Here is a 25,256-nt window from a genome sequence, read left to right on the forward strand (position 1 = left end):
GCCACTGCCTAGAGGGCGAGCAGCTCCTTGGTCGTGATGGTGAGTAGCTCGGGTCCGCCGTCCGCCTCGGGGCGAACGACGAGCGTGTCATCGATCCGGACACCGCCCCGGCCCGGGAGGTGGACCCCCGGTTCGACGGTGACCGGCACGCAAGCGTCCAGTTTACCCATGGCCGCGGGAGCCAACTGCGGGTCCTCGTCGATTTCGAGTCCCACGCCGTGCCCCGTCAGTGCTGGAAGGCCCTGCGCGTACCCCGCGGAGTCCAGCACCTGCCGTGCCGCGCGGTCCACATCACGGTACGCGGCGCCGGGCACCAGACTCTCCCGTCCGGCGCGCTGAGCGGCGAAGACGAGGTCGTACAGCTCGATCTGCCAGTCGGCGGGGGACGTACCGATGACGAACGTACGGCCGATCTCGCAGCGGTATCCGCGATACGTCGCCCCGAGGCAGACGGAGAGGAAGTCACCCTCCTCCACACGGCGGTCGGTGGGCCGATGAGCGCGGCGGCCGGCGTTGGGGCCGGTGGCGACGGACGTGGCGAAGGCGGGGCCGTCGGCGCCGTGATCGACGAGGCGTCGTTCGAGTTCGAGGGCGAGGTGGCGTTCCGTGCGGCCGACCAGGATGGACTCGAGCAGTTCCCCGAGGGCCTGGTCGGCGATCTCCGCGCCGATCCGGATGCAGGAGATCTCTTCCTCGTCCTTGACGACCCTGAGCTGTTCCACGGCTCCGCCGAGGTCGGTCAGGCGCAGCCGCGGAACGACCGAGCGGATGGCTCTGTGGCGGGCCACGGTGAGGTGGTGTTCCTCCACGGCGAGGCAGACTCCGCCCTGCGCCGCCGCGAGGTCGGCCGCGGCGACTGCGGGGTCGCCTCCGGCGCCGGGGAGATTGTGGATCCGCAGTGCCTCGTCGGGGCGGCCCTCCGTGGGGCGGTCGTCGGGCGGGCCGGTGCACACGAGCAGATCTTCGGTCTTGCCGAGGAGCAGCACGGAGCCCTGCGGGGCGGCGCCCGCGAGGTAGCGGACGTTGGCGGGGCGAGAGATCAGCGCGGTGGCGCTGCCGCTGGCCTGGCAGCGGTCCCTCAGCCTGGAGCGGCGGGTGGCGTACACCTCTGACATGACCCGAGCGTATGAGCTTCGCTGGGTTGGCGCCGGTTGAGGGCGTCTGAGTGGGCGGTGTCCGGATTGTGCGGGTTGGTGGGGTGCCGTTCGGTGGGGGCGGGGGTGCGCCATGAGGTTGTGGCCGTGTGCGGGGCCGGTGGGGGCTGGTCGCGCAGCTCCCCGCGCCCCCTAGGTGGCTCCGGTCGCGTTCGTCACCAGTTCAGGGACGAAGTGCTCCACGAGGCTGTGGGCCGTCTGCGGGCCGGTGGGGGCTCGTTGCGCAGCTCCCCGCGCCCCCTAGGTGGCTCCGGTCGCGTTCGTCACCAGTTCAGGGACGGAGTGCTCCACGAGGCTGTGGGCCGTCTGCGGGCCGGTGGGGGCTCGTTGCGCAGTTCCCCGCGCCCCTTAAGGGCGTCCACTCAGGTGGGCTACCACTTGGGAGGGCTGGCGATTGATCTTGCCAGTACGTCGTCCAGGATCTGGGCTGTCTGGGGGACGTCGAGTTGGGAGTTGTCGATGATCGGGAGGCCTGAGCCGTACCAGCCGGCCATGCGGCCGTGGATGCGGGCCACCTCCTCGTCGGTGAGGCGGCGGTTGCCGGTGCGTTCGGCGTTGCGCTCCAGGACGATCTCCAGGCCGGGGAGCAGGACGACCGGGAGGAGGCCGGGGCCCACGTGGCGCTTCCAGCCGCCGAGGCCGACCACGGGGCGGTCGGGGAAGACCGCGTCGTCGAGGATGCACGAGATGCCGTTGGCCAGAAAGTTCCGCGCGGCGAAGCCGCAGGTGCGGCGGGCCAGGCGGTACTGGGCCTCCGAGTTGTCGTTCCACCCGGACTGGGGGTCGGCGAAGCCCGAGCGGACCCATTCGCGGACGTCATCGAGGCTGATGTGAGCCGTGGGGACGCGGCGGTGGTCCGCCCAGTACTTGGCGACGCTGGTCTTGCCGGCGCCGGCCGGCCCGATGAGCAGCACGGCGAGGGTGGTGGTCGCCGGGTCCGGGACCGCGGTGGCGGGCGGGGCGCTCGGCATGCCGACCGGGCCGCCGGGCGGCAGCGGTACATGGCCCGTGGTCTCCGGCGCGGGCGGGACATGGGCGTGCGGTGGCGCGGGCGGGACCGGTCCGGAGGGAGTGCCGGGTGGTGTTCCAGGGGGTGTGAAGCCCGGTGCCGGGGGTGGCGGAGGCACGGGGGCGGAGCCCTGGTGCGGAGCGGAGCCCTGATGCGGAGCGGAGCCCTGATGCGGAGCGGAGCCCTGATGCGGAGCGGAGCCCTGATGCGGAGCGGGTCCCTGATGCGTGCCCGGGTGATGCGGACCCGGGTGTTGTGCGGCCGGCGACCAGCCGTTCCCCGACTGGTGGGGCGGCGGCAGCGGAGAACCCACTGCGTGCTGCATCCGGTGCCACTCCGTCTCGTCTTCCATGGCCATTGACGCTGGCAGCGGGCACAACCCGCTCGCTACCGAACGGTACCGCCCCCGGCCGTCGTTTGGTGAACGGCCGGGGGCGGTCCGAAGTGCCCATCGCCACAGGCGAATCGGACGGAAGCGCGCTTTTCGTGGACTTACTGGCCGACTTCGCCGTACGCGGCAAGCAGCACGGCCGGGTCAGGTCCCTCCAGGACGGTCGGCTTGGCCAGGCCGTCCAGCACGATGAAGCGCAGCAGGTTCCCGCGGGACTTCTTGTCGACCTTCATGTTCTCCAGCAGCTTGGGCCACTGGTCGTAGCGGTAGTGCAGCGGCAGGCCGACCGCTTCGAGGATCGTGCGGTGCCGGTCGGCCGTCGCGTCGTCCAACCGCCCCGCGAGACGGCCGAGTTCGGCGGCGAAGTGCATACCGACGGAGACCGCGGCGCCGTGCCGCCACTTGTAGCGCTCGTTCTTCTCGATGGCGTGACCGAGAGTGTGGCCGTAGTTGAGGATCTCCCGCAGGCCGGCCTCCCGCAGGTCCGAGGAGACGACCTCGGCCTTGACCCGGATGGAGCGCTCGATCAGCTCGGCGGTGTGCGGGCCTGCCGGAGTGCGGGCGGCCTCGGGGTCGGACTCGATGAGCTCCAGGATCGCCGGGTCGGCGATGAAACCGGCCTTGATGATCTCGGCGAGCCCGGACACGTAGTCGTTGACCGGGAGGGAATCCAGCGCTGCCAGGTCGCACAGCACACCGGCCGGCGGGTGGAAGGCCCCCACGAGGTTCTTGCCCTCGGCGGTGTTGATGCCGGTCTTGCCGCCGACGGCCGCGTCGACCATGGCGAGCACGGTGGTCGGTACGGCGATCCAGCGCACCCCGCGCAGCCAGCTCGCGGCCACGAAACCGGCGAGGTCGGTGGTCGCGCCGCCGCCGACGCCGACGATGACGTCGGAGCGGGTGAAGCCGGACTGGCCCAGCGCCTTCCAGCAGTAGGCGGCGACCTCGGCGGTCTTGGCCTCCTCCGCGTTCGGCACCTGGATGGCGACCGCGTCGTAGCCCTGCTCGACCAGGTCGGCCCGCAGCGCGTCGCCGGTCTCGGCCAGCGCCTCCGGGTGGATGACGGCGACCCGCTTGGCCTTCTCACCGATCAACCCGCCGAGCTCGCTCAGGAGTTGACGGCCCACCAGGACCTCGTACGGTTCGCTGCCCGCGGTGCCGCCGACCTGGATCCGCGTCACTGCCTCACTCATACGTCCTTCAACTCCAGTGCGTCCAGGGCGGCTTGGGTCACTTCTTCGGGGGTACGACCGTCGGTGGCGACGACCGCCGTGGCCACCCCCTCGTACAGATGGCGGCGGGCTTCCATCAGCTCGCGCCACTGCTTGCGCGGGTTGACCGCGAGCAGCGGACGGGCGGCGTTCAGGCCGGTGCGCTTGACCGCTTCCTCGACGTCCATCGACAGGTACGCCACCCGCTGCCCGGCCAGCAGCGCACGCGTGTCCGCGTCGAGGATCGCGCCGCCACCGAGGGCGAGGACGCCGTCGTGCTCGGCGAGTGCCCGGTGCACCGCCTGCTTCTCGATCGCCCGGAAGGCGGGCTCGCCCTCGTCGACGAAGATCTCGGCGATGGTCCGGCCCTGCGCGGCGACGATGTCGTCGTCGGTGTCCCGGTAGCCCACGCCCAGCCGGTCGGCCAGCATCTGCCCCACTGTGGACTTGCCCACGCCCATCGGGCCGACGAGGACGACCACGGGTGTTGCGCTCACCGGATGGCCAGGTTGTCGAGGTACGAAGTCACGTTGCGGCGGGTCTCGGTGACCGAGTCGCCGCCGAACTTCTCCGCCACCGCGTCCGCGAGGACGAGCGCCACCATGGCCTCGGCGACGATGCCGGCGGCCGGGACCGCGGACACGTCGGAGCGCTGGTGGTGAGCCTGCGTCGCCTCACCCGTGGTCACGTCCACGGTCTGCAGGGCGCGTGGCACGGTCGCGATCGGCTTCATCGCGGCGCGGACCCGCAGCAGCTCACCGGTGGTGAGGCCGCCCTCGGTGCCGCCGGAGCGGCCGGAGACGCGGCGGATGCCCTCGGGGGTGTTCACGATCTCGTCGTGCGCCTTGGAGCCGGGCACCCGCGCCAGCTCGAAGCCGTCGCCGAGCTCGACGCCCTTGATCGCCTGGATGCCCATCAGCGCGCCGGCGAGACGGGCGTCCAGCTTGCGGTCCCAGTGCACGTGCGAGCCCAGTCCGACGGGAACGCCGTACGCGAGGATCTCGACCACGCCACCGAGGGTGTCGCCGTCCTTGTGGGCCTGGTCGATCTCCGCGACCATCGCCTTCGACGCGTCCGCGTCCAGGCAGCGCACCGGGTCCGCGTCCAGCTTCTCGACGTCGGCCGGCGTGGGGTACACACCCTGCGGCGCCTTCGCGGCGGCCAGCTCCACCACGTGGCTGACGATCTCGATGCCGGCCGTCTCCTTGAGGTACGACCGGGCGACCGCGCCCAGCGCCACCCGCGCCGCCGTCTCACGCGCGGAGGCGCGCTCCAGGATGGGCCGGGCCTCGTCGAAGCCGTACTTCTGCATGCCCGCGAGGTCGGCGTGGCCGGGGCGCGGGCGGGTCAGCGGCGCGTTGCGGGCGAGGCCGGCGAGGATCTCGGGGTCGATCGGGTCGGCCGACATGACCTGCTCCCACTTCGGCCACTCGGTGTTGCCCACCATGATCGCGACCGGGGAGCCCAGCGTCAGACCGTGCCGGACGCCACCGATGAACGTGACCTCGTCGCGCTCGAACTTCATGCGCGCGCCGCGTCCATAACCGAGGCGGCGCCGGGCCAAGTGGTCCGCCACCATCTCCGTGGTGATCGGCACGCCGGCGGGAAGGCCCTCCAGCGTCGCCACGAGTGCGGGACCGTGGGACTCCCCCGCGGTCAGCCAGCGCAACCTGCTCAACGGTGCTCCTCAGTGCTCGCGCCCTGGTACTGCCCTGCGTACGCGCGTCCTCGCGTACGTCGACGGCGTGACCAGGTGCGCGGCCCCGGCCCGCCACCTTCGATCCTCCCACGTCCCGGGCCGGTGCCCGGCCGCCGGTCCACCAGACGGACGGCCGGGCGGACAACGCCGCACAGCGGCGGAGATCACGTCGGACGGTTGCCCTGGGGCTGCTGAGGGGCGTACGCGCCGAGGAAATCGGCACCGCTCGGCTGCTGAGGCTCCCGCGCTTGCTGCTGCACCTGCTGCTGCGGAGCGTACGGGCCCAGATAGTCGGCGCCCCGCCCCTGCCCGTGCTGAACCGCCACCTGAACGGCCTGGCCCTGGCGGCTCGCACGCCGTCGGTCGATCTTGCGCTTCAGCTTGAAGACCCACGACCCGACGACGAGCAGCACGATCAGGACGAGCACCGGGATCTGCACCCAGTCCGGCATGAACTGCAGGACGATCTCAAATATTTCGCCCTTACCGGACGCCAGCGGCACACCAGTGAACACTGCTTGTACTCCCCCTCGAACCGCTCCGCCCCCTGCGGAACCCAGCGGATCCTAGCGGTTCGCGAGAGCGCGCTCCCCCGCTTTTCGCATGGCCTCCAGGGGCGCCGGAGCTCGGCCCGTCATCTGCTCCACCTGGAGCACCGCCTGATGCACCAGCAGGTCGAGCCCGCTGACGACGGCGCCGCCGTACATCGACCAGCGAGCAGCGAGGGCGGTCGGCCAGGGGTCGTAGAGCACGTCGAACAGGGTGGCCGGGCGCTCGGGTACGGCGGCGGCGAGGGCGTCCGTCGCACCGGCCGGGGTGGTGGCGATCACCAGCGGCGCGTGCAGCGCCCGGTCCGCCTCGGCCCAGTCCGCCGTACGGATCTCGACGTCGAGCCGCTCGCCCCACTGCCGCATCTCGGCGGCGCGGGCCTCGCTGCGTACGTACGCCACGACCTCGCCGGTACAGATGCGGGCGAGTGCGGCGAGCGCGGAGGACGCCGTGGCGCCCGCGCCGAGGATGGCCGCCGAGTCGACCTGTTCGATGCCGTGCTCCCGGAGCGCGGCGACCATGCCGGGGATGTCGGTGTTGTCGCCGACCCGACGGCCGTCCTCGGTCACGACGACCGTATTGACCGCCTCGACCGAGACCGCCGTCTCGGTGATCTCGTCGAGCAGGGGAATGACGGCCCGTTTGAGAGGCATGGTCAGCGACAACCCGGCCCACTCGGGCCCGAGTTCCGCGAGGAACCCGGGCAGAGCGGCCTCGTCGATCTCAAACCGGTCGTACGACCAGCCCGTGAGCCCCAGCTCCGCGTAGGCGGCCCGGTGCAGTACCGGGGAGAGGGAGTGGGCGATGGGCGAACCGAGCACGGCGGCTCGGCGGGCGTCAGTTGCCCCTGCTCTCATTGAACTTGTCCTTGAGCTTCAGGAAATCGTCGTGGGTCTTGGCGAATTCTGTCTTGTTCACGCCGTCGGTCGCCACGAAGTAGTACCAACCCTCGTTCGTCGGATTCAGCGTCCCCTTCAGTGCACCCTCACCCGGGTTGTCGATCGGACCGGGCGGCAGACCCTTCTGCGTGTACGTGTTGTACGGGTCCTTGTTGCTCTTGATCTCCGACTCACTGATGTCGATGTTGCTCTGACCCTTCAGGTAATTGAAGGTCGAGTCGAACTGCAGGGCGCCGTACGTCTCAGGGTTCGCGAGATCGAGGCGGTTGTAGACCACCTCCGCCATCTTGCGGTAGTCGTCGTTCGTTTTGCCCTCGGCCTGGACGAGGCTGGCGACCGTGATGACCTGCAGCGGGTTGTCGAGCTTGAGGGCCTTCGCCTTGGCCTCCAGGTCCAGCGCCTCGTACTTGTCGGCGGCCTGGGACACCATCTCCTTCAGGATCGCCTCGGGTTTCATGCCCTTTGCGGCGGCATAGGTGCCCGGGTAGAGGAAGCCCTCCAGCGGATCCTTGATCTCCTTGTTGCTGTTCGCCCAGCTGGGAAGTCCGAGGGTCTTGTATTTCTCCTCGGCGACCTTCTCGGTGGTCCCGGACGACAATTCGAGCTGTTCGTCGATCGCCTTGTAGACGCTCAGATTGCGCTCGCCCGGCCTGACCAGAACGCTGTTCTGACTGTCGGGACTGAGCATCATCTCGACGGCGCTCTCGGCGGACATCTGCTTCTTCAGCAGATAGGCGCCCGCCTGGATCTTGTCCCCGTCGGGGTTCTGCTTCTGGGCGGCGACAAAAGCGTCGACGCTCTTCACGACGCCGGCCGCCTTCAGCTTCTGACCGATATCGGACCCGAACGCGCCCTTGGGGATCTCGACGCTCACCGTCTCGTTCGTGCCGTCACCCGCGAAGTCCGGCGCATCGCCGAAACGATCCTGGTAAAACTGATAACCGAAATATCCGACTCCGGCCACACCCGCGCCGAAGACCAGCACGACCCCCAGACAGGCCATGCCGCTGCGGCGTTTCTTGGGCTTCCCGCCGCCGCGCCCGCCCCGGCGGTCACCGCGCCCCCGGCCGCCGCCCGACTCGTCGTCGAAGTCGTCGTCGTCCTTGTCGTCGCCACCCGCGAAGAAGGCGTGTTCACCCTGGTCAGGTCCGGGGTCCCAGTCGGTCTCGGGTGGCTCCGGTTCGGGCCCCCGACGGCTCGGCGGCTCCGGCGGCGGGTACGCCTCGGGCGTGCCGTAGTAGTCGTGCTGGTCGCCGCCGTACGCCGCGGTCTGCTGCCCGTAGGGGTCCGCCGGGTCGGGGTACTGGACCTGCGGGTGGGAGCCTGTGGCCCAGCCGTTGTTGTCGTACGCCTGCTGCCCGTGACCCGGGTACTGCTGCTGGTCGTACTGCTGCGGGTACTGCTGACCCTGCTGCTGGTAATGCTGGCCCTGCTGCTGGTACTGCTGCGCCTGGCCGTACGAGGCCTGCTGACCGTCGCCCCAGTCGCCGTAGTGCTGCGGCTGCTGAGGCTGCTGCTCCGGATAGTGCTGCGGCTGGCCGCCGTAGGCAGCCTGCTGGCCCGTATGGGCCTGCTGCTGCCCTTCCCATCCGCCGTCCCCGTACAACGGGTCCTCCGGATGCCACGGTTCGGAGCCTTGGCCCCGGCCATACTCAGTCATCGATCCCCTAGAGCCGCGAGGCGGCGGTCACGCGGCTGCTGACGATCCGGATCCCGTCCCGCCTCTCTTTGTGCGCCGGCTGTTCGAACACCGGCGCATCGCGCGGAACGTTACCGTATCGCGATCAGATAACCACTTCGACGCTCTCTCCCGGTGCTTTACCTGACACCCGTTCGGATTCGAGCGCCTGCTGCAGGATGATCACAGCGGCGGCCTGATCGATCACCGACCGGCCCTTCTTCGACTTCACGCCAGAGGCACGCAGTCCCTGACTTGCCGTCACGGTCGTCATCCGCTCGTCCACGAGCCTGACCGGTACGGGCGCGATCATGAGGGCCAGTTCCTGGGTGAAGCCCCGGACCTTGGCCGCGGCCGGGCCCTCGCCTCCCTTGAGGGAGCGTGGGAGACCGACGACGACCTCGATCGGCTCGTACTCGTCGACAAGTTGCTTCAGACGCCGGTGAGCTGCCGGGATGTCCCGGCCCGGGACCGTCTCCACCGGGGTGGCGAGGATCCCGTCGGGGTCACAGGAGGCGACGCCGATGCGGGCGTCCCCGACATCGACGGCCAGGCGACGGCCGCGGCGCATGCCCCGGCCGTCACCACTTGACTGTGTGTCGTCGCTCACTTGGCCGTTTCCGCCACGAGCCGCTCGACGGCGTCGACGGCGTCACCGACGGCGGCCGGGTTCTGGCCGCCGCCCTGGGCGACGTCCGGCTTGCCGCCGCCTCCGCCGCCGAGGGTCTTGGCGGCCGTACGGACCAGGTCACCGGCCTTGAGGCCGCGCTCGCGGGCGGCCTCGTTGGTGGCGATGACCGTGAGCGGCTTGCCGTTGTTGACCGTGAACAGGGCGACCACGGCGGCACGTCCGCCCTGGATCCGGCCGCGCACGTCGAGGACCAGCTTGCGCAGGTCGTCCGGAGTGGTGCCGTCCGGAACCTGGCCGGTGACGACGGCGATGCCACGGACGTCCTTGGCGGACTCGACGAGACCGGCGGCGGCCTGGAGCACCTTCTCGGCGCGGAACTTCTCGATCTCCTTCTCGGCGTCCTTCAGCTTGCCGAGCATGGCGGAGACCTTCTCCGGGAGCTCCTCCGGGCGGCCCTTGATCAGCTCCTGGAGCTGGGCGACGACCGTGTGCTCACGGGCGAGGAAGTTATAGGCGTCCACGCCGACGAGGGCCTCGATACGGCGCACGCCGGAGCCGATCGACGACTCGCCGAGCAGCTTCACCAGACCCAGCTGGGCGGTGTTGTGCACGTGCGTGCCGCCGCACAGCTCCTTGGAGAAGTCGCCGATGGTCACGACGCGGACGCGCTCGCCGTACTTCTCGCCGAACTCGGCGATGGCGCCCTGCTTCTTGGCCTCGTCGATGCCCATGACCTCGGCGTGCACGTCGAGGTCGCGGGCGAGGACCTCGTTGATCTTCTGCTCGACGTCGGTCATCACGGCCGTCGGCACGGCGGACGGGGAACCGAAGTCGAAGCGGAAGCGACCCGGCTGGTTCTCGGAACCGGCCTGGGCGGCCGTCGGGCCGAGGGCGTCACGCAGGGCCTGGTGGGTGAGGTGCGTGGCCGAGTGGGCGCGGGCGATGGCGCGACGGCGCAGCGAGTCGACCGAGGCGTGGGCCTTGGCACCGACCGTGACCTCGCCGACCTGGACGACGCCCTTGTGCACGTACACACCCGGCACCGGCTTCTGGCAGTCGCGGATCTCGATGACGGCACCGGTGTCGACCTTGATCCGGCCGGTGTCGCCGATCTGGCCGCCGCCCTCGGCGTAGAACGGGGTGCGGTCGAGAACGATCTCGACCTCGTCGCCCTCGGTGGCGGCCGGGGACGAGGCCCCGTCGACGAGGATGCCGACGATGGTGGACTCGCCCTCGGTGTCGCCGTAGCCGATGAACTCGGTCTCGCCGGTCTTGTCGGCGATCTCACGGTAGGCGCCGGCGCCGGCGTGGCCGGTCTTCTTGGCCTGGGCGTCGGCCTTGGCGCGCTCCCGCTGCTCCTTCATCAGACGGCGGAAGCCGTCCTCGTCCACGGACAGCCCCTGCTCGGCGGCCATCTCCAGGGTGAGGTCGATCGGGAAGCCCCAGGTGTCGTGGAGCAGGAAGGCCTTGTCGCCGGGCAGGACCGTGGAGCCGGAGGCCTTGGTGTCGGTGACGGCCGTGTCGAGGATGTTGGTGCCGGCCTTCAGCGTCTTGAGGAAGGCGTTCTCCTCGGCGAGGGCGACCTTCTCGATGCGCTCGCGGTCGGTGACCAGCTCGGGGTACTGCTGGCCCATCATGCCGATGACGACATCGACGAGGTCCTTGACGACCGGGCCGGTGGCGCCGAGCAGACGCATGTTGCGGATGGCGCGGCGCATGATGCGGCGCAGGACGTAGCCACGGCCCTCGTTGCCGGGGGTCACGCCGTCGCCGATGAGCATCACGGACGTGCGCATGTGGTCGGTGACCACGCGCAGGGAGACGTCGGAGTCGTGGGCGTCGCCGTAGGCCACACCCGTGAGCTCGGTGGCCTTCTTGATGACGGCCATGGAGGTGTCGATCTCGAACATGTTCTGCACGCCCTGCAGAATCATGGCGAGCCGCTCCAGGCCGAGGCCCGTGTCGATGTTCTGGCTCGGGAGGTCGCCGAGGATCTCGAAGTTGTCCTTGCCGATGCCCTCCCCGCGCTCGTACTGCATGAAGACGAGGTTCCAGATCTCCACGTACCGCTCGTCGTTGACGGCGGGGCCGCCCTCGACGCCGAACTCGGGGCCGCGGTCGTAGTTGATCTCGGAACAGGGGCCGCAGGGCCCGGGGACGCCCATCGACCAGTAGTTGTCCTTCATGCCGAGGCGCTGGATGCGCTCCTTCGGCACGCCGACGACGTCGTGCCAGATGCGCTCGGCCTCGTCGTCGTCCTTGTAGACGGTGATCCAGAGCTTCTCCGGATCCAGGCCGTAACCACCCTTGTCCTGGGGGCTGGTGAGCAGCTCCCAGGCGTATGTGATGGCGCCTTCCTTGAAGTAGTCGCCGAAGGAGAAGTTGCCGCACATCTGGAAGAACGTGCCGTGCCGGGTGGTCTTCCCGACCTCCTCGATGTCCGGCGTGCGCACACACTTCTGGACGCTGGTGGCGCGGGCGTAGGGCGGCTTGACCTCACCCAGGAAGTAGGGCTTGAAGGGCACCATGCCGGCCGGGACGAGGAGCAGAGTCGGGTCGTCCGCGATGAGCGACGCCGAAGGGACGACGGTGTGCCCGCGCTCCTCGAAGAAGCTCAACCAGCGGCGGCGAATCTCGGCCGACTCCATCAGTGGTCCTCGTTTCGGTTGTGAGAGTACGTCGTCCTGTCGACGTACTTCGGGTCATTGCGGTTCTCGATGGCGGCGTACCGCCGGGGTGCGGGGAGTTCGTGGTCGACGGGGGCGTTGATGCCCAGCGCGTCGCCCAGTTCCTCCTCCCGCTGCGCCATGTTGTCGCGGACGTCGAGGGCGAAGCCCACCGCGCGGTCCTTGAGCCGGTGACCTGCCTCGATCGCCTTGTTGGCCGCGGTCGCGGCGAGGCTCTCGGGGGTCAGCTGCTTCAGCTTCCGGTTGACCTTGGTGGTGGCCCAAACACCGGCGGCGACGCCCGTGCCGAACCAGAACGTACGGCGGAACATGCTGGCTCTCAGTCCCTCTTTCCGCGGAGGTTTCGCTTGTCCCGTCGCGAGGCCGGAACCGTGCGGCCCACGATCACGGTACGCCGGGGCGCCTTGGCGGGCGCGTCTTCCTTGCGGCCGCCGAGGGCCCGGCGGACGCCGTAACCGAAGGCCGCGACCTTGACCAGGGGGCCGCCGAAGGTGGAGGCGACGGTGGTCGACAGTGCCGAGGCGTTCGACGTGACCTCCTGGACGTCGGTGGCGATCGCGTCGACCCGGTCGATCTGGGTCTGTGCGGAGCGCACCGCCGTGGAGGCCTCTGCCAGGAGCGGGACGGCCTGGTCGGTCACGTCCGCCACGAGCTTGGTGGTCGCCTTGAGCGTCTGGGCCAGCCTCACCAGTGCAACGGCGAGGAAGGAGACCAGGATCGCCCAGAAGACGGCCACCAGGATCCCGGCCACCTCTCCACCGGACACTGTGTGCACCCGCTCCCTGAAACGTGCCTCTACATCGGTCTACATCGAAAAAGTCGTGCACCGAGCCTATCGCGCCGGGGATGCCGCTCCACACCGGATTACCGCCCCGCGCGGAGTCGAGTCGCGAGAAGCGATTGTACGGACCGAACACGCTTCAGTACGCTCCGTATCCCATGCGGGATCAACAGCGCGCCCACTCCCCCGAGTCCGTCGGTCCGCCCCTGGAGCTCAACAGGTTCGTGGGCCGCTCGGCCGAACTCGCCGGGCTGGCCGGGGCGCTCGGCGCCGCGCGGCTGGTGACTCTGACGGGGGCGGGCGGCGTCGGCAAGTCACGGCTGGCGGCACGCGCGGCCTCGCGGTGCACGCCCGTCGACGGTGTGTGGCACGTGGACCTGGCGTCGGTGCGTGACCCGGAGTTCGTCGACTACGCGGTCGTGGAGGCGCTGGGGCTGACGGACCACACGACCCGCCTGCCCCACGAGACACTGCTGGCGCACCTCGCCGGGCGTCAACTCCTGCTGATCCTGGACGGTTTCGAGCACCTGGTGGACCCCTGTGCGGAGCTGGTGAGCGGACTGCTGCGCCGGCTGCCGGGCCTGAGGGTGCTCGCCGTGGGGCGCAGACCGCTGGGCGTGACGGGCGAACTGCTGTTTCCGCTGGCACCGCTCGGCGAGGACGAGGCGGTGGAGCTGCTCGTGGACCGGGCGGCCCAGCCCTCGGTGGTCGTGGCGGACGACGCGGACGTACGAGAGGTGTGCCGTCGCCTGGACGGGATCCCACTGGCGATCGAGCTGGCCGCCGGGCGGCTGCGGATGCTGTCCCCGGGGCAGGTGCTGGAGCGGCTCGACGACCGGTTCCGGCTGCTGACCGGCGGCGGGCGGGACGGGTTGCCGCGCCATCGGACGCTGCGTACGGCGGTCGGCTGGAGCCATGAACTGTGTACGCCCGAGGAGCGGTTGCTGTGGGCGCGGCTGTCGGTGTTCGCGGGCCGGTTCGACCTGGAGGCCGTCGAGTACGTGTGCGGCGGCCAGGGCCTGCACTCCGACGACATCCTCGAGGTGCTCTCCCAGCTGCTCGCGCAGTCCGTGGTCACGCGCGAGGAGACCGCGGCCGGCGTGCGCTACCGCATGCTGGACACGATCCGGGTGTACGGCGCCGACTGGCTGGCGGCGACCGGGGACGCGGCCCGGCTGCGGCGCCGGCACCGCGACTGGTATCTGGGCCTGACGACCTGGTGCGAGCTGGAGTGGTTCTCACCGCGACAGGACGAGGTGGCCGCGCGGGTCGAGGCGGAGCTGCCGAATCTGCGCCGCGCCCTGGACCACTGTCTGAGCGAGCCGGACGACGCGCATCTGGGCCAGTACCTCGCGGGCTCCCTGTGGTTCTACTGGGTCGGCTGCGGCCGGCTGTCGGAGGGGCGGCACTGGCTGGAGCAGGCCGTGGCGCTGGACTCCGGTCGTGAGCAGTCCCGGCTGAAGGCCCTGTGGGTGCTGGGCTATGTGGCGATCCTGCAGGGCGACACGGTGCCCGCCCTGGGGGTGCTCTCTCAGTGCCGTGAGGAGGCGGAACATGCCGCCGACCCCACGGCGGTGGCGTACGCCGAGCATCGCACCGGTTGTCTGGCCCTGCTCTCGGACGACATGGAGCGTGCCGAAACGCTGCTGCGCTCGGCGCTCGGCCGCTATCAGGAGATCGGCGAGCTCAACAGCAATGTGCTGATGGGCCAGGTGGAGCTGGCGATGACGCGGGCGTTCCAGGGCGACCTGCCGGACGCGGTGCGGCTGTGCGAGGACGTCCGCCGGGTGTGCGAGGACCACGGCGAGCGCTGGGCGCGCTCCTACGCGCTGTACGTCCTGGCGTACGCCGCCTGGGCCGACGGCGACCTGCCCGGCGCCCGCGCGCTGCTGTCTGACTGCCTCGACAGCGCCCACTCCTTCCACGACCTGCTCGGCTCGGTGCTGGCGGTGGAGCTGCTGGCCCTGGTCATCGGTGCGGAGGGCGATCCGGTGGAGGCCGCGGTGCTGCAGGGCGCCGCGTCAGGCATGTGGCCGTCGGTGGGGCTGCCGCTGTTCGGCTCGGCGTGCTTCAACGCGCCGCACGAGTTGTGCGAGACGGCAGCTCGGGAACGGCTGGGCGACGAGCGGTACGAGGAGTGCGCACGGCAGGGGGCGGCGCTCGGCCGTGAGGAGGCGATGCGCCGGGCCCTGGGGCGGCCGCCGTCGGACGGCGTTCCGTCGCCGCGAGGTCCGGTACGGCATGTCACGGCGACCGTGACCATGCGAAAGCCCGCCGCCTCCCCCACCCGGAAGGGCGGGGAGACGACGGGCTGAGGCGCAGAAGCCTACGACCGCTGAAGGATCAACGGGCGTAGTACTCGACGACGAGCTGCTCGTCGCAGATCACCGGGATCTCCTTGCGGTTCGGCTCACGGTCCAGGCGGAACGCCAGGGCCTTGAGGTTCACCTGGAGGTAGCGCGGGGTCTCACCGTCGGGGGCGAAGCCACCCTCGCGGGAGATCGAGAAGAGGGTCTTCTCGCGGCTGCGCTCACGAACCATCACGACGTCGTCGGGCTTGACGCGGAAGGACGGCTTGTCGACCTTCTGGCCGTTGACCTCGATGTGGCCGTGCACGACCATCTGGCGGGCCTGGTAGATGGTGCGGGCGATGCCCGAACGCAGCACCAGGGCGTCGAGACGACGCTCGAGCTCGATGATCAGGGCCTCACCGGTCTTGCCCTGAACCTTGGAGGCACGCTCGTAGGCGCGGACGAGCTGGCGCTCGGACACGTCGTACTGCGCACGCAGACGCTGCTTCTCCAGCAGACGGACCTTGTAGTCCGAGTTCTGCTTGCGGCCACGGCCGTGCTCACCCGGCGGGTAGGGACGGGCCTCGAAGTACTTGACGGCCTTCGGGGTCAGCGCAATGCCGAGGGCACGCGACTTCTTGACCTTGGGGCGGGACTGATTCGCCACTGCTTCTCATTTCCTTGTTCTCGGCTTGTCAGGGTTGAGGGAGGTCGCATCCGCAGCCGGGGAAACCCTTGAGGTCCGAGGACCTGTCGGGCAGCCGCTCCCCTGGTCTGGGCACATACGTGCAGCACGCGAGTGGCCCACCGACCGCTCTCGTCCTGCGACGAGTGGTGGTGGGCTGCCCGCGACACCGAATCGACGGTGCGCGACGCTCCTGGAGCCGGCCTTCCGAGGAGGACCGGACTCCGGCTGACCGTCCCGTTCTGACTGCACGGGACACAGCACTGCGACGGATTCTACAGGGTGCTCAGGTCCGCTTCCGACCGAGGTGTTTCCTGGTCCACTCCACCGCGTCCGCGTACCGCGCCTCGGCGCCGTGCCGGGTCGGGGTGTAGTACTCGCGGTCCTTGAGGGCGTCCGGGGCGTACTGCTGCTCGGCGATGCCCTCGGAGAGGTCGTGCGGATAGACGTAGCCCTGCGCGTGCCCGAGCTTCGCGGCGCCCTTGTAGTGCCCGTCACGCAGATGGGGCGGCACGGGGCCCGCCATGCCCTTGCGTACGTCGTCCATGGCGGCGCCGATCGCGGTCGTCGCGGCGTTGGACTTGGGCGCGAGGGCGAGGGCGATGGTGGCGTGGCTGAGGGTGAGGGCTGCCTCGGGGAAGCCGATCATGGCGACGGCCTGGGCGGCGGCGACCGCGATCGGCAGGGCGTTCGGGTCGGCCAGGCCGATGTCCTCGCTGGCGGAGATCATCAGGCGGCGGGCGATGAAGCGGGGGTCCTCCCCTGCCTCGATCATCCGGGCCAGGTAGTGCAGAGCGGCGTCGACGTCGGAGCCGCGGATGGACTTGATGAGGGCGCTGGCCACGTCGTAGTGCTGGTCGCCGTCGCGGTCGTACTTCACCGCCGCCCGGTCGACCGTCTCCTCCAGCGTCTGGAGGCCGATCTGCGACTCGCCCTTGTCGAGTGCCGCTCCGGCTGCCGCCTCCAGGGCGGTCAGGGCGCGGCGGGCGTCACCGCCGGCGATGCGCAGCAGGTGCTCCTCGGTGTCCTCGGGGAGTCCGACGGCGTCGCTCAGTCCCCGCTCGTCGCTCAGGGCCCGCTTCAGCAGGCCTCTGACGTCGTCGTCGGTGAGGGGTTCGAGGGTGAGCAGGAGGGAGCGGGACAGCAGCGGGGAGATGATCGAGAAGTACGGGTTCTCGGTGGTCGCCGCGATCAGGGTCACCCAGCGGTTCTCGACGGCCGGGAGGAGGGAGTCCTGCTGGGCCTTGCTGAAGCGGTGGATCTCGTCGAGGAAGAGGACGGTCTCCTTGCCGAAGCCGCCGGTGGCGCGCCGGGCGCCCTCGATGACCGCGCGGACCTCCTTCACCCCGGCGGTGATGGCGGAGAGCTCGACGAAGCGCTTGTTGGTGGCCTTGGAGACCACGTACGCCAGGGTCGTCTTGCCGGTGCCGGGCGGGCCCCAGAGGATCACCGAGGAAGGTCCGGCGGGCCCGCCGCCGGATTCACCGACGAGTCTGCGCAGGGGCGAGCCCGGTTTGAGCAGGTGCTGCTGGCCCACGACCTCGTCCAGGGTGCGCGGGCGCATGCGCACCGCCAGGGGACTTGCGGCTGGGTCCTTCTCCTGGCGTTCTTCTGCGGCGGCGGTGAATAGGTCGGGCTCCACGTTGGAAACCCTAATTCACCCCACTGACATCGACGTCCGAGCGGGTCAGGCGGCCCAGAGCTGGCTGCCCCAGCGGGTCAGGATCAGCATGACGATGACACCGCAGTGCGTCACCGGGAGCACCCAGGTGAACTCGGCGAGGAAGTTCTTCAGCGGGCGCGGCGCGGGCAGGAAGCCGTTGCGGACGTTGAAGGAGGTCACGTACCAGAACATCGTGATCGTCGCGGCCCAGGCGAGCGAGCACCACAGGCACAGCGCGTTGATGTTGTACAGCGACTGGTACATCAGCCAGGTGCAGAAGACGACGCCGAAGAGGGTGCCGAAGTTGAAGGTCAGCCAGTACCAGCGCGGGAAGCGGGCGCGGGTGAGCAGGCTCATACCGACGCAGATGACCATGCCGTAACAGACCAGACCGAGCATGGGGTTGGGGAACCCGAAGACGGCCGCCTGCTTGCTCTCCATGATGCTGCCGCAGGAGACGATCGGGTTCAGGCTGCAGCCGGGCGTGAAGGACTTCCCTTCGACCTTCGCCTCGAGGATCTTGAACTTGTCGATCGTGATGACCCACGCGGCAAGCAGGCCGGCCGCGCCGGTGACCACCAGCATCAGGGCGAACGCACGGCTGCTGCCCGCCGAACCGGGCGACGCCTCGGCACGCTCCGGCTCGGGCTCGGTGGAGACGTCTTTGACTGTCGTCTTGCTCATCACGCCGATTCCGTCACTTGAGACTTGGAGTTTCTCCGGACAGAGCACATTGTGCCGTACACGCACGCCCTCCCACCGTTCGCTGGGGATAAGGAAATACGCGCGACTGTCCCGAGGCGCAGGGTTCAGGACACCGTCAGGACGACGTCAGGGCCCTTCAGGGTGCCTGCAGGTGCCTTCAGGACGGCAAAAGGGCGGACACCGAAGCGGTGTCCGCCCTTTCCCGAGCTTTCCGAACTCAGCCCAGTCGGGCTTCCAGTTCGGCCACGATCTCGTTGACGCCGACGGCCGCCTGCTCGCCGGACTCCATGTCCTTGAGCTGGACGACGCCCTCGGCGAGGTCGCGCTCGCCGGCGACGATCGTGTAGCGGGCGCCGCTGCGGTTGGCGTTCTTCATGGCGCCCTTGAGGCCCTTGTTGCCGTACGAGAAGTCCGCCGCGACGCCGACCTTGCGCAGCTCGGTGACCTTCGCGAACAGCACCCGGCGAGCCTCCTCGCCGAGCGGCACCGCGAATACACTGGTGGACGACGGGAGTTGGAGCTCCACGCCCTCCGCCTCCAGGGCGAGCACCGTGCGGTCGACGCCGAGCGCCCAGCCGACGGACGGCAGCGCGGGGCCGCCGATCATCTCGGACAGCCCGTCGTAGCGGCCGCCACCGCCCACCGCGGACTGGGAACCCAGACCGTCGTGGACGAACTCGAAGGTCGTACGCGTGTAGTAGTCCAGGCCGCGCACCAGCTTGGGGTCGTCCTCGAAGGCGACTCCGGCCGCCGTGATCAGCTCGCGGACCTCCTCGTGGTACGCCTTGCAGGCGTCGCAGAGGTAGTCGCGCAGCAGCGGGGCGTCCCCGAGCTGCTTCTGGACCGACTCACGCTTGTCGTCGAGGACGCGCAGCGGGTTGATCTCCGCCCGGCGCAGGGTGTCCTCGTCCAGGTCCAGGCCACGCAGGAAGTCCTGGAGCGCGGCCCGGTAGACCGGACGGCACTCCTTGTCGCCCAGGCTGTTGAGCAGGATGCGGAAGTCGCTCAGGCCCAGCGAGCGGTAGGCCTGGTCGGCCAGGATGATCAACTCGGCGTCCAGCGCCGGGTCCTCGGCACCGATCGCCTCGGCGCCGACCTGGGAGAAGTGCCTGTAACGGCCCTTCTGGGGGCGCTCGTAGCGGTAGTAGGAGCCGGAGTACCAGAGCTTGACCGGCAGGTTGCCCGCCTTGTGCAGGTTGGCCTCCAGGGCCGCGCGCAGGACCGAGGCCGTGCCCTCGGGGCGCAGGGCGAGCTTGTCTCCGCCCTTGGTCTCGAAGGCGTACATCTCCTTGGTCACGATGTCGGTGGACTCGCCCACGCCGCGCGCGAACAGCTCGACGCTCTCGAAGCCGGGCGTCTCGATGTAGCCGTAGCCGGAATTGCGCAGGGGAGCCGCGATCGCCTCACGGACGGCCAGGTACGTGGCGGAGTCCGGCGGGATCAGGTCGTACGTGCCCTTGGGTGCTTGAAACGTGCTCACGGAAGTCTCTCGTCACATTCCTCGTCGGGGAGCTTCGGGGGCTCCCGGGCCGGCGGCCACCTGCCGCAGATAGGGGTTGGTGGCGCGCTCCTGGCCGATGGTCGTCTGGGGGCCGTGGCCGGACAGCACCACGGTCGAGTCGTCGAGCGGCAGGCACACGCGGGCCAGCGAGTCGAGGATCTCGGCCATGTCACCGCCGGGCAGGTCGGTGCGTCCGATGGAGCCGGCGAACAGCAGGTCGCCCGAGAACAGGATCGGCGGGATGTCCGCCGCCTCGGGCAGGCCGAAGGTCACCGACCCCTTCGTATGGCCGGGCGCATGCGCGACGGTGAGCTCCATCCCCGCCAGCGCCAGCTTCGCGCCGTCGGTCAGCTCCTTGACGTCGTCCGGCTCCCCGACGGTCAGCTCGCCCATCAACTGCATGCCGATGGACCGGCCCAACGCCTTCTCGGGGTCGCTCATCATGTACCGGTCCTCGGGGTGGATCCAGGCCGGTACGTCGTGCGCACCGCACACGGGGACGACCGAGGCCACGTGGTCGAGGTGGCCGTGAGTGAGGACGACGGCGACGGGCTTGAGCCGATGCTTCTTCAGCGCTTCCTCGACTCCTGGGGCCGCTTCGTGGCCCGGGTCGATGATCACGCACTCCTCACCGGCGGCGGGGGCGACGAGATAACAGTTCGTCCCCCAGGCCCCGGCGGGGAACCCGGCAATGAGCACGATCGTCCTTCGTTTGTGTCGACACGAGTGGTTTGTCGGCGGGCTTCGCCTGACGTCAGAGCCTACCGGCGCTGCCGATTCCTCAGCGAACCCATATACGGTACGGGGCACACGCAGGCAGTCGGCTCACCGGACGCACGCGTACCGGTCGACACCCACGACGCATGAGGAGAGAACCCGGTGGTCAGCCAGGAACAGCGGCGGCGTCAGCTCGCCCGGGAGAAGTTCTTGCGGCAGCAGCAGCGGCGCACGTCAGCCCGGCGCAAGGCGCGGATGCGCAACTCGGTGATCGCGTCGGTGCTCGGAGTGGTCGTCATCGGCAGCCTCGCGCTGTACACGACCGGGGTACTCAAGGACGACGGCACCAAGAAGGAGAACGCGGGCGCGGAGGTCAGCCCCACTCCGACCAGCAAGGCTCCGGACCCGTGCGAGAAGCCCGCCGCGGGCAAGGTCAAGACGGCGACCTGGAAGAAGGAGCCGGAGCTGACCGTCGACAAGTCGGCGAAGTACACGATGAAGCTCGCGACGACGTGCGGTGACATAGACATCGCGCTGAAGGCGTCGGCCGCGCCGCACACCGTGAACTCGTTCGACTTCCTCGTCGGCAAGGGCTACTTGGACCACTCCAAGTGTCACCGGCTGACCGACAGCGGCATCTATGTGCTCCAGTGCGGCGACCCGAAGGGCACCGGAATGGGCGGGCCGGGGTACACGATTCCGGACGAGAACCTCAAGGACAAGAGCCTCAAGGGGGGTGTGTACCCGGCGGGCACGGTGGCGATGGCCAACCAGTACAACGCACAGGCGAAGCAGGGGCGCAACACCGGGGGCAGCCAGTTCTTCCTCGTCTACCAGGACAGTCAGCTGCCGCCCGACTACACACCGTTCGGCACGGTGTCCGAGGCGGGCATGAAGGTTCTGAAGAAGATCGCGGATGCCGGAGCCCAGGCCGCAGACCCCACAACCGGGAACACCGCCCCCAATGCAACGGTCGTGATCAACAAGGCCACGGTCACGAAATCCTGAGCCTCAACTGCGAAATTTCGGTCGCGCGGGATGCGGACAGGCAACCCGCCGGTCGCCTATGTTGGCCGTGACGAAACTGTGGACGATGCCCGGGGGAAACAAGCCCCTCGCAGGCATCATGTGGAGGAGGCGCTGTGAGCAGCGACCCGTGGGGCCGCGTCGACGAGACGGGGACCGTGTACGTGCGTACGGCCGACGGCGAGCAGGTTGTCGGCTCTTGGCAGGCAGGCACTCCTGAAGAGGCGCTGGCCTATTTCGAGCGCAAGTACGAAGGCCTGGTTGTCGAGATCGGCCTCCTCGAAAAGCGAGTGAAGACCACCGACCTGTCGGCGAAGGACGCCCAGACCGCGATCGACCACATCCGTGAGCAGGTCGACGCCCATCACGCGGTCGGTGATCTGGACGCCCTGAAGACCCGGCTGGACAAGCTGGTCGAGACGGTCGGCAAGCGCCGCGAGGAGCGCAAGCAGCAGCGGGCCAAGCAGTCCGACGAGGCGCGCCACGCGAAGGAGGCGCTGGTCACCGAGGCGGAGGAGCTGGCGCAGTCCGACCAGTGGCGGGCTGCCGGTGAGCGGCTGCGTTCCCTGGTGGACACCTGGAAGGGCCTGCCGCGACTCGACCGCAAGTCGGACGACGAGCTGTGGCACCGCTTCTCGCACGCCCGGTCGGCGTTCTCCAAGCGCCGCAAGGCGCACTTCGCGCAGCTGGACGCGCAGCGCGAGGAGGCACGCAAGACCAAGGAGCGGCTGGTCGCCGAGGCCGAGTCGCTGTCCGGTTCGACCGACTGGGGTCTGACGGCGGCGCGCTACCGCGAGCTGATGTCGGAGTGGAAGGCGGCCGGCCGCGCCCAGCGCGAGCACGAGGACGACCTGTGGAACCGCTTCCGCGGTGCCCAGGACATCTTCTTCGCCGCCCGCAGCTCGGTCTTCGCCGAGCGTGACGCCGAGCAGTCGGAGAACCTGAAGCTGAAGGAGGAGCTGGCCGGCGAGGCCGAGAAGCTCCTGCCGATCGGCGACCTGAAGGGCACGCGTGCCGCCTTCCGCTCGATCAACGAGCGCTGGGAGGCCATCGGCCACGTGCCGCGCGACGCCCGCCCGAAGGTCGAGGGCCGGATGCACGCCGTCGAGCGGGCCATCCAGGATGCCGAGGAGAACGAGTGGCGCCGGACCAACCCGGAGGCACGCGCGCGTGCCGAGGGGCTGACCGGTCAGCTCCAGGCCGCCGTGGACAAGCTGCGGGGCCAGATCGAGCAGGCGCGTGCGCAGGGCAACAACTCCAAGGCCGACAAGCTGGAGCGTGAGCTGGAGGGCCGCCAGGCGCTGCTGGACCAGGCTCTGAAGGGTCTCCAGGAGTTCGGCGGCTGACAGGCGGTTCGACAGCCCCTACGACGAGAAGGGCCCCGTACACCGCGTACGGGGCCCTTCTCGTCGTATGCCTTACGTCCGGTTGCGCGCCGACGTCACCCGGTACACATCGTAGACGCCCTCGACGCCCCTGACCGCCTTCAGGACGTGCCCGAGGTGCTTCGGGTCGCCCATCTCGAAGGTGAAGCGGGAGGTGGCGACGCGGTCGCGGGAGGTCTGGACGGCCGCGGAGAGGATGTTGACGTGCTGGTCGGACAGGACGCGCGTGACGTCCGAGAGGAGCCGGGAGCGGTCCAGGGCCTCGACCTGGATGGCGACCAGGAAGACCGAGGACTGGGTGGGCGCCCACTCGACCTCGAGGATGCGCTCGGGCTCGCGGGACAGTGACTCCACGTTCACACAGTCGCTGCGGTGAACCGATACTCCGCTACCGCGCGTGACGAAGCCGATGATCGGGTCGCCGGGGACGGGCGTACAACAGCGGGCCAGCTTGACCCACACGTCCTCGACGCCCTTGACGATCACGCCCGGGTCGGCGCTGGAACGGCGTTTGCGGCTGCGGCCACGGGCCGGCGGGACCGACTCGTCGATCTCCTCAGTGGCGGCTTCCTCGCCGCCGAGAGCCTGGACGAGCTTCTGCACGATGTTCTGCGCGGAGACATGGCCCTCGCCGATGGCGGCGTAGAGCGCGGAGATGTCCGCGTAGCGCATCTCGTGGGCGAGCGTGACGAGCGAGTCGCCGGTCAGGATGCGCTGGATCGGCAGGTTCTGCTTGCGCATCGCGCGGACGATGGCGTCCTTGCCCTGCTCGATCGCCTCGTCGCGGCGCTCCTTGGAGAACCAGGCCCGGATCTTGTTGCGGGCACGCGGCGACTTCACGAAGCCGAGCCAGTCGCGGGAGGGGCCCGCGCCGGCTGCCTTGGAGGTGAAGACCTCGACGAGGTCGCCGTTGTCCAGGGTGGATTCGAGCGGCACGAGCCGGCCGTTGACCCGTGCTCCTATCGTGCGGTGGCCGACCTCGGTGTGGACGGCGTACGCGAAGTCCACCGGAGTGGCGCCCGCAGGGAGCGCTATGACGTCGCCCTTCGGGGTGAAGACGAAGACCTCGTTGCGGGACAGGTCGAAGCGCAGGGACTCCAGGAACTCACCCGGGTCCTCGGTCTCCTTCTGCCAGTCGAGGAGCTGGCGCAGCCACGCCATGTCGTTGAGGTGGTCGTCCTTGCCCTTGCCGGACGACTTGGGCGCGTCGGAGCGCACCTTGGAGGCGCCGGCGACGGCCTCCTGCTTGTACTTCCAGTGCGCGGCGATGCCGTACTCGGCGCGGCGGTGCATGTCGAACGTCCGGATCTGGAGTTCGACCGGCTTGCCGTTGGGGCCGATGACCGTCGTGTGCAGCGACTGGTACATGTTGAACTTGGGCATCGCGATGTAGTCCTTGAACCGGCCGGGGACCGGGTTCCATCGCGCGTGCACGGTGCCGAGGGCGGCGTAACAGTCGCGCACCGTGTCGACAAGTACACGAATCCCCACCAGGTCGTAGATCTCCGCGAAGTCACGGCCGCGGACGATCATCTTCTGGTAGACGCTGTAGTAGTGCTTCGGGCGGCCGGTGACGGTCGCCTTGATGCGGGCGGCCCGCAGATCCTGCTGGACCTCGTCGGTCACTATGGCCAGATACTCGTCACGCTTCGGTGCCCGCTCGGCCACCAGCCGTACGATCTCGTCGTACATCTTGGGGTAGAGGATCGCGAAGGCGAGGTCCTCCAGCTCCCACTTGATGGTGTTCATGCCGAGGCGGTGGGCGAGGGGCGCGTAGATCTCCAGGGTCTCGCGCGCCTTCTTCTCCTGCTTCTCGCGCTTGAGATAGCGCATGGTGCGCATGTTGTGCAGGCGGTCGGCGAGCTTGATGACCAGGACGCGGGGGTCCTTGGCCATCGCCACGACCATCTTGCGCACGGTCTCGGCCTGCGCGGCCTCGCCGAACTTGACCTTGTCGAGCTTGGTGACGCCGTCGACGAGCAGCGCGACGGAGTCGCCGAAGTCACGGCGGAGCTGGTCGAGGCCGTACTCGGTGTCCTCGACGGTGTCGTGCAGCAGGCCCGCCATCAGGGTGGCCGGATCCATACCCAGCTCGGCGAGGATGGTGGTGACGGCGAGCGGGTGCGTGATGTACGGGTCGCCGCTCTTGCGCTTCTGACCGCGGTGCCAGCGCTCGGCGACCTGGTAGGCCTTCTCGATCTGGCGGAGCGTGGCGGTCTCGATCTTCGGGTCGTTGCTGCGCACTATGCGCAGCAACGGCTCCAGCACCGGGTTGTACGGGTTGGAGCGCTGGACGCCGAGACGGGCGAGGCGGGCACGGACGCGGTTGGAGGAGCCGGTGCGGGCGGGCTGGCCGGTGTTCGGGCGCACCGCCGGTGCCGGGCGCTCGGGCGGGGCGGGCTTGGGTCGCGTCTGCTCGGCCGGCTTGTCGACGGGCGCGGACTGGGCATGCTCGACCGCCCCACGCGCGTCGTTCTTCGCGTGCGACGCGTTGGGCGCCGGCTTCGCCACGGGCGCCGAGGCGGACTCGGGCTTGGCGGCGGTCAGGTGCTGGGCCTCGTCTGGCAAGAGGGCTCCTCGTGCGCGATCCGGGT

At 69.6% G+C, this 25,256-nt stretch carries 21 protein-coding genes; 3 read left to right on the plus strand and 18 right to left on the minus strand.

Annotated elements, in window-relative coordinates; genetic code table 11:
* Window positions 1-8: 8 nt before the first annotated feature.
* The 12 genes from ACZ7L5_RS22985 to ACZ7L5_RS23040 all read right to left on the minus strand — a co-directional run bounded on the left by ACZ7L5_RS22985 (window position 9) and on the right by ACZ7L5_RS23040 (window position 12,674).
* The gene (locus ACZ7L5_RS22985; RefSeq protein WP_328882896.1) at window positions 9-1,115 is read right to left on the minus strand and encodes an aminopeptidase P family protein; all 1,107 of its coding nucleotides are present in this window, start codon (window positions 1,113-1,115) and stop codon (window positions 9-11) included.
* A 410-nt stretch (window positions 1,116-1,525) separates the two neighbouring features.
* A complete protein-coding gene (locus ACZ7L5_RS22990; protein WP_471518833.1) occupies window positions 1,526-2,488 on the minus strand; it encodes an AAA family ATPase in 963 nt (320 codons plus the stop codon).
* A gap of 167 nt (window positions 2,489-2,655) precedes the next feature.
* The gene (aroB, locus tag ACZ7L5_RS22995; RefSeq protein WP_363041116.1) at window positions 2,656-3,747 is read right to left on the minus strand and encodes a 3-dehydroquinate synthase; all 1,092 of its coding nucleotides are present in this window, start codon (window positions 3,745-3,747) and stop codon (window positions 2,656-2,658) included.
* Window positions 3,744-4,226, minus strand: a complete 483-nt coding sequence (locus ACZ7L5_RS23000; protein ID WP_471518835.1) for a shikimate kinase — start codon at window positions 4,224-4,226, stop codon at window positions 3,744-3,746. The genes aroB and ACZ7L5_RS23000 overlap by 4 nt, the downstream gene beginning before the upstream one ends.
* Window positions 4,227-4,258: 32 nt before the next feature.
* Window positions 4,259-5,443 carry a chorismate synthase gene (aroC, locus tag ACZ7L5_RS23005; RefSeq protein WP_362381212.1) on the minus strand — a complete coding sequence of 395 codons (1,185 nt, stop codon included), beginning with the start codon at window positions 5,441-5,443 and terminating at the stop codon, window positions 4,259-4,261.
* 185 nt (window positions 5,444-5,628) lie between these two features.
* Entirely contained in the window at window positions 5,629-5,979 is a 351-nt protein-coding gene (locus tag ACZ7L5_RS23010) for a hypothetical protein (RefSeq protein WP_471518552.1), read from the minus strand.
* Between the two features lie 51 nt (window positions 5,980-6,030).
* Window positions 6,031-6,870 carry a shikimate dehydrogenase gene (locus ACZ7L5_RS23015; RefSeq protein ID WP_471518553.1) on the minus strand — a complete coding sequence of 280 codons (840 nt, stop codon included), beginning with the start codon at window positions 6,868-6,870 and terminating at the stop codon, window positions 6,031-6,033.
* Window positions 6,851-8,572: an endolytic transglycosylase MltG gene (mltG, locus tag ACZ7L5_RS23020; RefSeq protein ID WP_471518554.1), complete on the minus strand. Its 1,722-nt coding sequence runs from the start codon at window positions 8,570-8,572 to the stop codon at window positions 6,851-6,853. The genes ACZ7L5_RS23015 and mltG overlap by 20 nt, the downstream gene beginning before the upstream one ends.
* 124 nt (window positions 8,573-8,696) lie before the next feature.
* Window positions 8,697-9,161 carry a Holliday junction resolvase RuvX gene (gene ruvX / locus ACZ7L5_RS23025; protein WP_471518837.1) on the minus strand — a complete coding sequence of 155 codons (465 nt, stop codon included), beginning with the start codon at window positions 9,159-9,161 and terminating at the stop codon, window positions 8,697-8,699.
* A gap of 35 nt (window positions 9,162-9,196) precedes the next feature.
* A complete protein-coding gene (alaS, locus tag ACZ7L5_RS23030) occupies window positions 9,197-11,869 on the minus strand; it encodes an alanine--tRNA ligase (RefSeq protein ID WP_471518555.1) in 2,673 nt (890 codons plus the stop codon).
* Window positions 11,869-12,219, minus strand: a complete 351-nt coding sequence (locus tag ACZ7L5_RS23035) for a hypothetical protein (RefSeq protein WP_471518556.1) — start codon at window positions 12,217-12,219, stop codon at window positions 11,869-11,871. The genes alaS and ACZ7L5_RS23035 overlap by 1 nt, the downstream gene beginning before the upstream one ends.
* Before the next feature lie 8 nt (window positions 12,220-12,227).
* Window positions 12,228-12,674, minus strand: coding sequence for a DUF948 domain-containing protein (locus ACZ7L5_RS23040; protein WP_363041106.1), 447 nt, complete (start codon window positions 12,672-12,674; stop codon window positions 12,228-12,230).
* Window positions 12,675-12,847: 173 nt separating this feature from the next.
* Between ACZ7L5_RS23040 and ACZ7L5_RS23045 the strand changes: the two genes are divergently transcribed.
* Entirely contained in the window at window positions 12,848-15,004 is a 2,157-nt protein-coding gene (locus ACZ7L5_RS23045; protein WP_471518557.1) for an ATP-binding protein, read from the plus strand.
* A 28-nt stretch (window positions 15,005-15,032) separates the two neighbouring features.
* On the opposite strand, the gene rpsD is transcribed toward ACZ7L5_RS23045, so the two are convergent.
* The 5 genes from rpsD to ACZ7L5_RS23070 form a co-directional block, all read right to left on the minus strand.
* Complete coding sequence (rpsD, locus tag ACZ7L5_RS23050; RefSeq protein WP_147997166.1) at window positions 15,033-15,647, minus strand: 30S ribosomal protein S4; 615 nt, start codon at window positions 15,645-15,647, stop codon at window positions 15,033-15,035.
* 304 nt (window positions 15,648-15,951) lie between these two features.
* A complete protein-coding gene (locus tag ACZ7L5_RS23055) occupies window positions 15,952-17,307 on the minus strand; it encodes a replication-associated recombination protein A (protein WP_471518558.1) in 1,356 nt (451 codons plus the stop codon).
* A gap of 45 nt (window positions 17,308-17,352) precedes the next feature.
* Window positions 17,353-18,012 (minus strand): vitamin K epoxide reductase family protein, encoded by a 660-nt coding sequence (locus tag ACZ7L5_RS23060; protein ID WP_471518559.1) that lies wholly within the window; start codon window positions 18,010-18,012, stop codon window positions 17,353-17,355.
* 238 nt (window positions 18,013-18,250) lie between these two features.
* Entirely contained in the window at window positions 18,251-19,513 is a 1,263-nt protein-coding gene (hisS, locus tag ACZ7L5_RS23065; RefSeq protein WP_328882885.1) for a histidine--tRNA ligase, read from the minus strand.
* A gap of 12 nt (window positions 19,514-19,525) precedes the next feature.
* Window positions 19,526-20,233, minus strand: coding sequence for an MBL fold metallo-hydrolase (locus ACZ7L5_RS23070; protein WP_328428983.1), 708 nt, complete (start codon window positions 20,231-20,233; stop codon window positions 19,526-19,528).
* Window positions 20,234-20,413: 180 nt separating this feature from the next.
* Between ACZ7L5_RS23070 and ACZ7L5_RS23075 the strand changes: the two genes are divergently transcribed.
* Together ACZ7L5_RS23075 and ACZ7L5_RS23080 are read left to right on the plus strand one after the other, a co-directional pair.
* Window positions 20,414-21,259: a peptidylprolyl isomerase gene (locus ACZ7L5_RS23075; protein WP_365067113.1), complete on the plus strand. Its 846-nt coding sequence runs from the start codon at window positions 20,414-20,416 to the stop codon at window positions 21,257-21,259.
* 134 nt (window positions 21,260-21,393) lie between these two features.
* Window positions 21,394-22,623 (plus strand): DUF349 domain-containing protein, encoded by a 1,230-nt coding sequence (locus ACZ7L5_RS23080; RefSeq protein ID WP_328882883.1) that lies wholly within the window; start codon window positions 21,394-21,396, stop codon window positions 22,621-22,623.
* 72 nt (window positions 22,624-22,695) lie between these two features.
* Here the strand turns inward: ACZ7L5_RS23080 and relA are convergent, their stop codons facing one another.
* Window positions 22,696-25,230, minus strand: a complete 2,535-nt coding sequence (relA, locus tag ACZ7L5_RS23085; RefSeq protein ID WP_471518560.1) for a GTP pyrophosphokinase — start codon at window positions 25,228-25,230, stop codon at window positions 22,696-22,698.
* Between the last annotated feature and the right edge of the window lie 26 nt (window positions 25,231-25,256).

This window comes from Streptomyces sp. NPDC107528, from assembly GCF_055639295.1.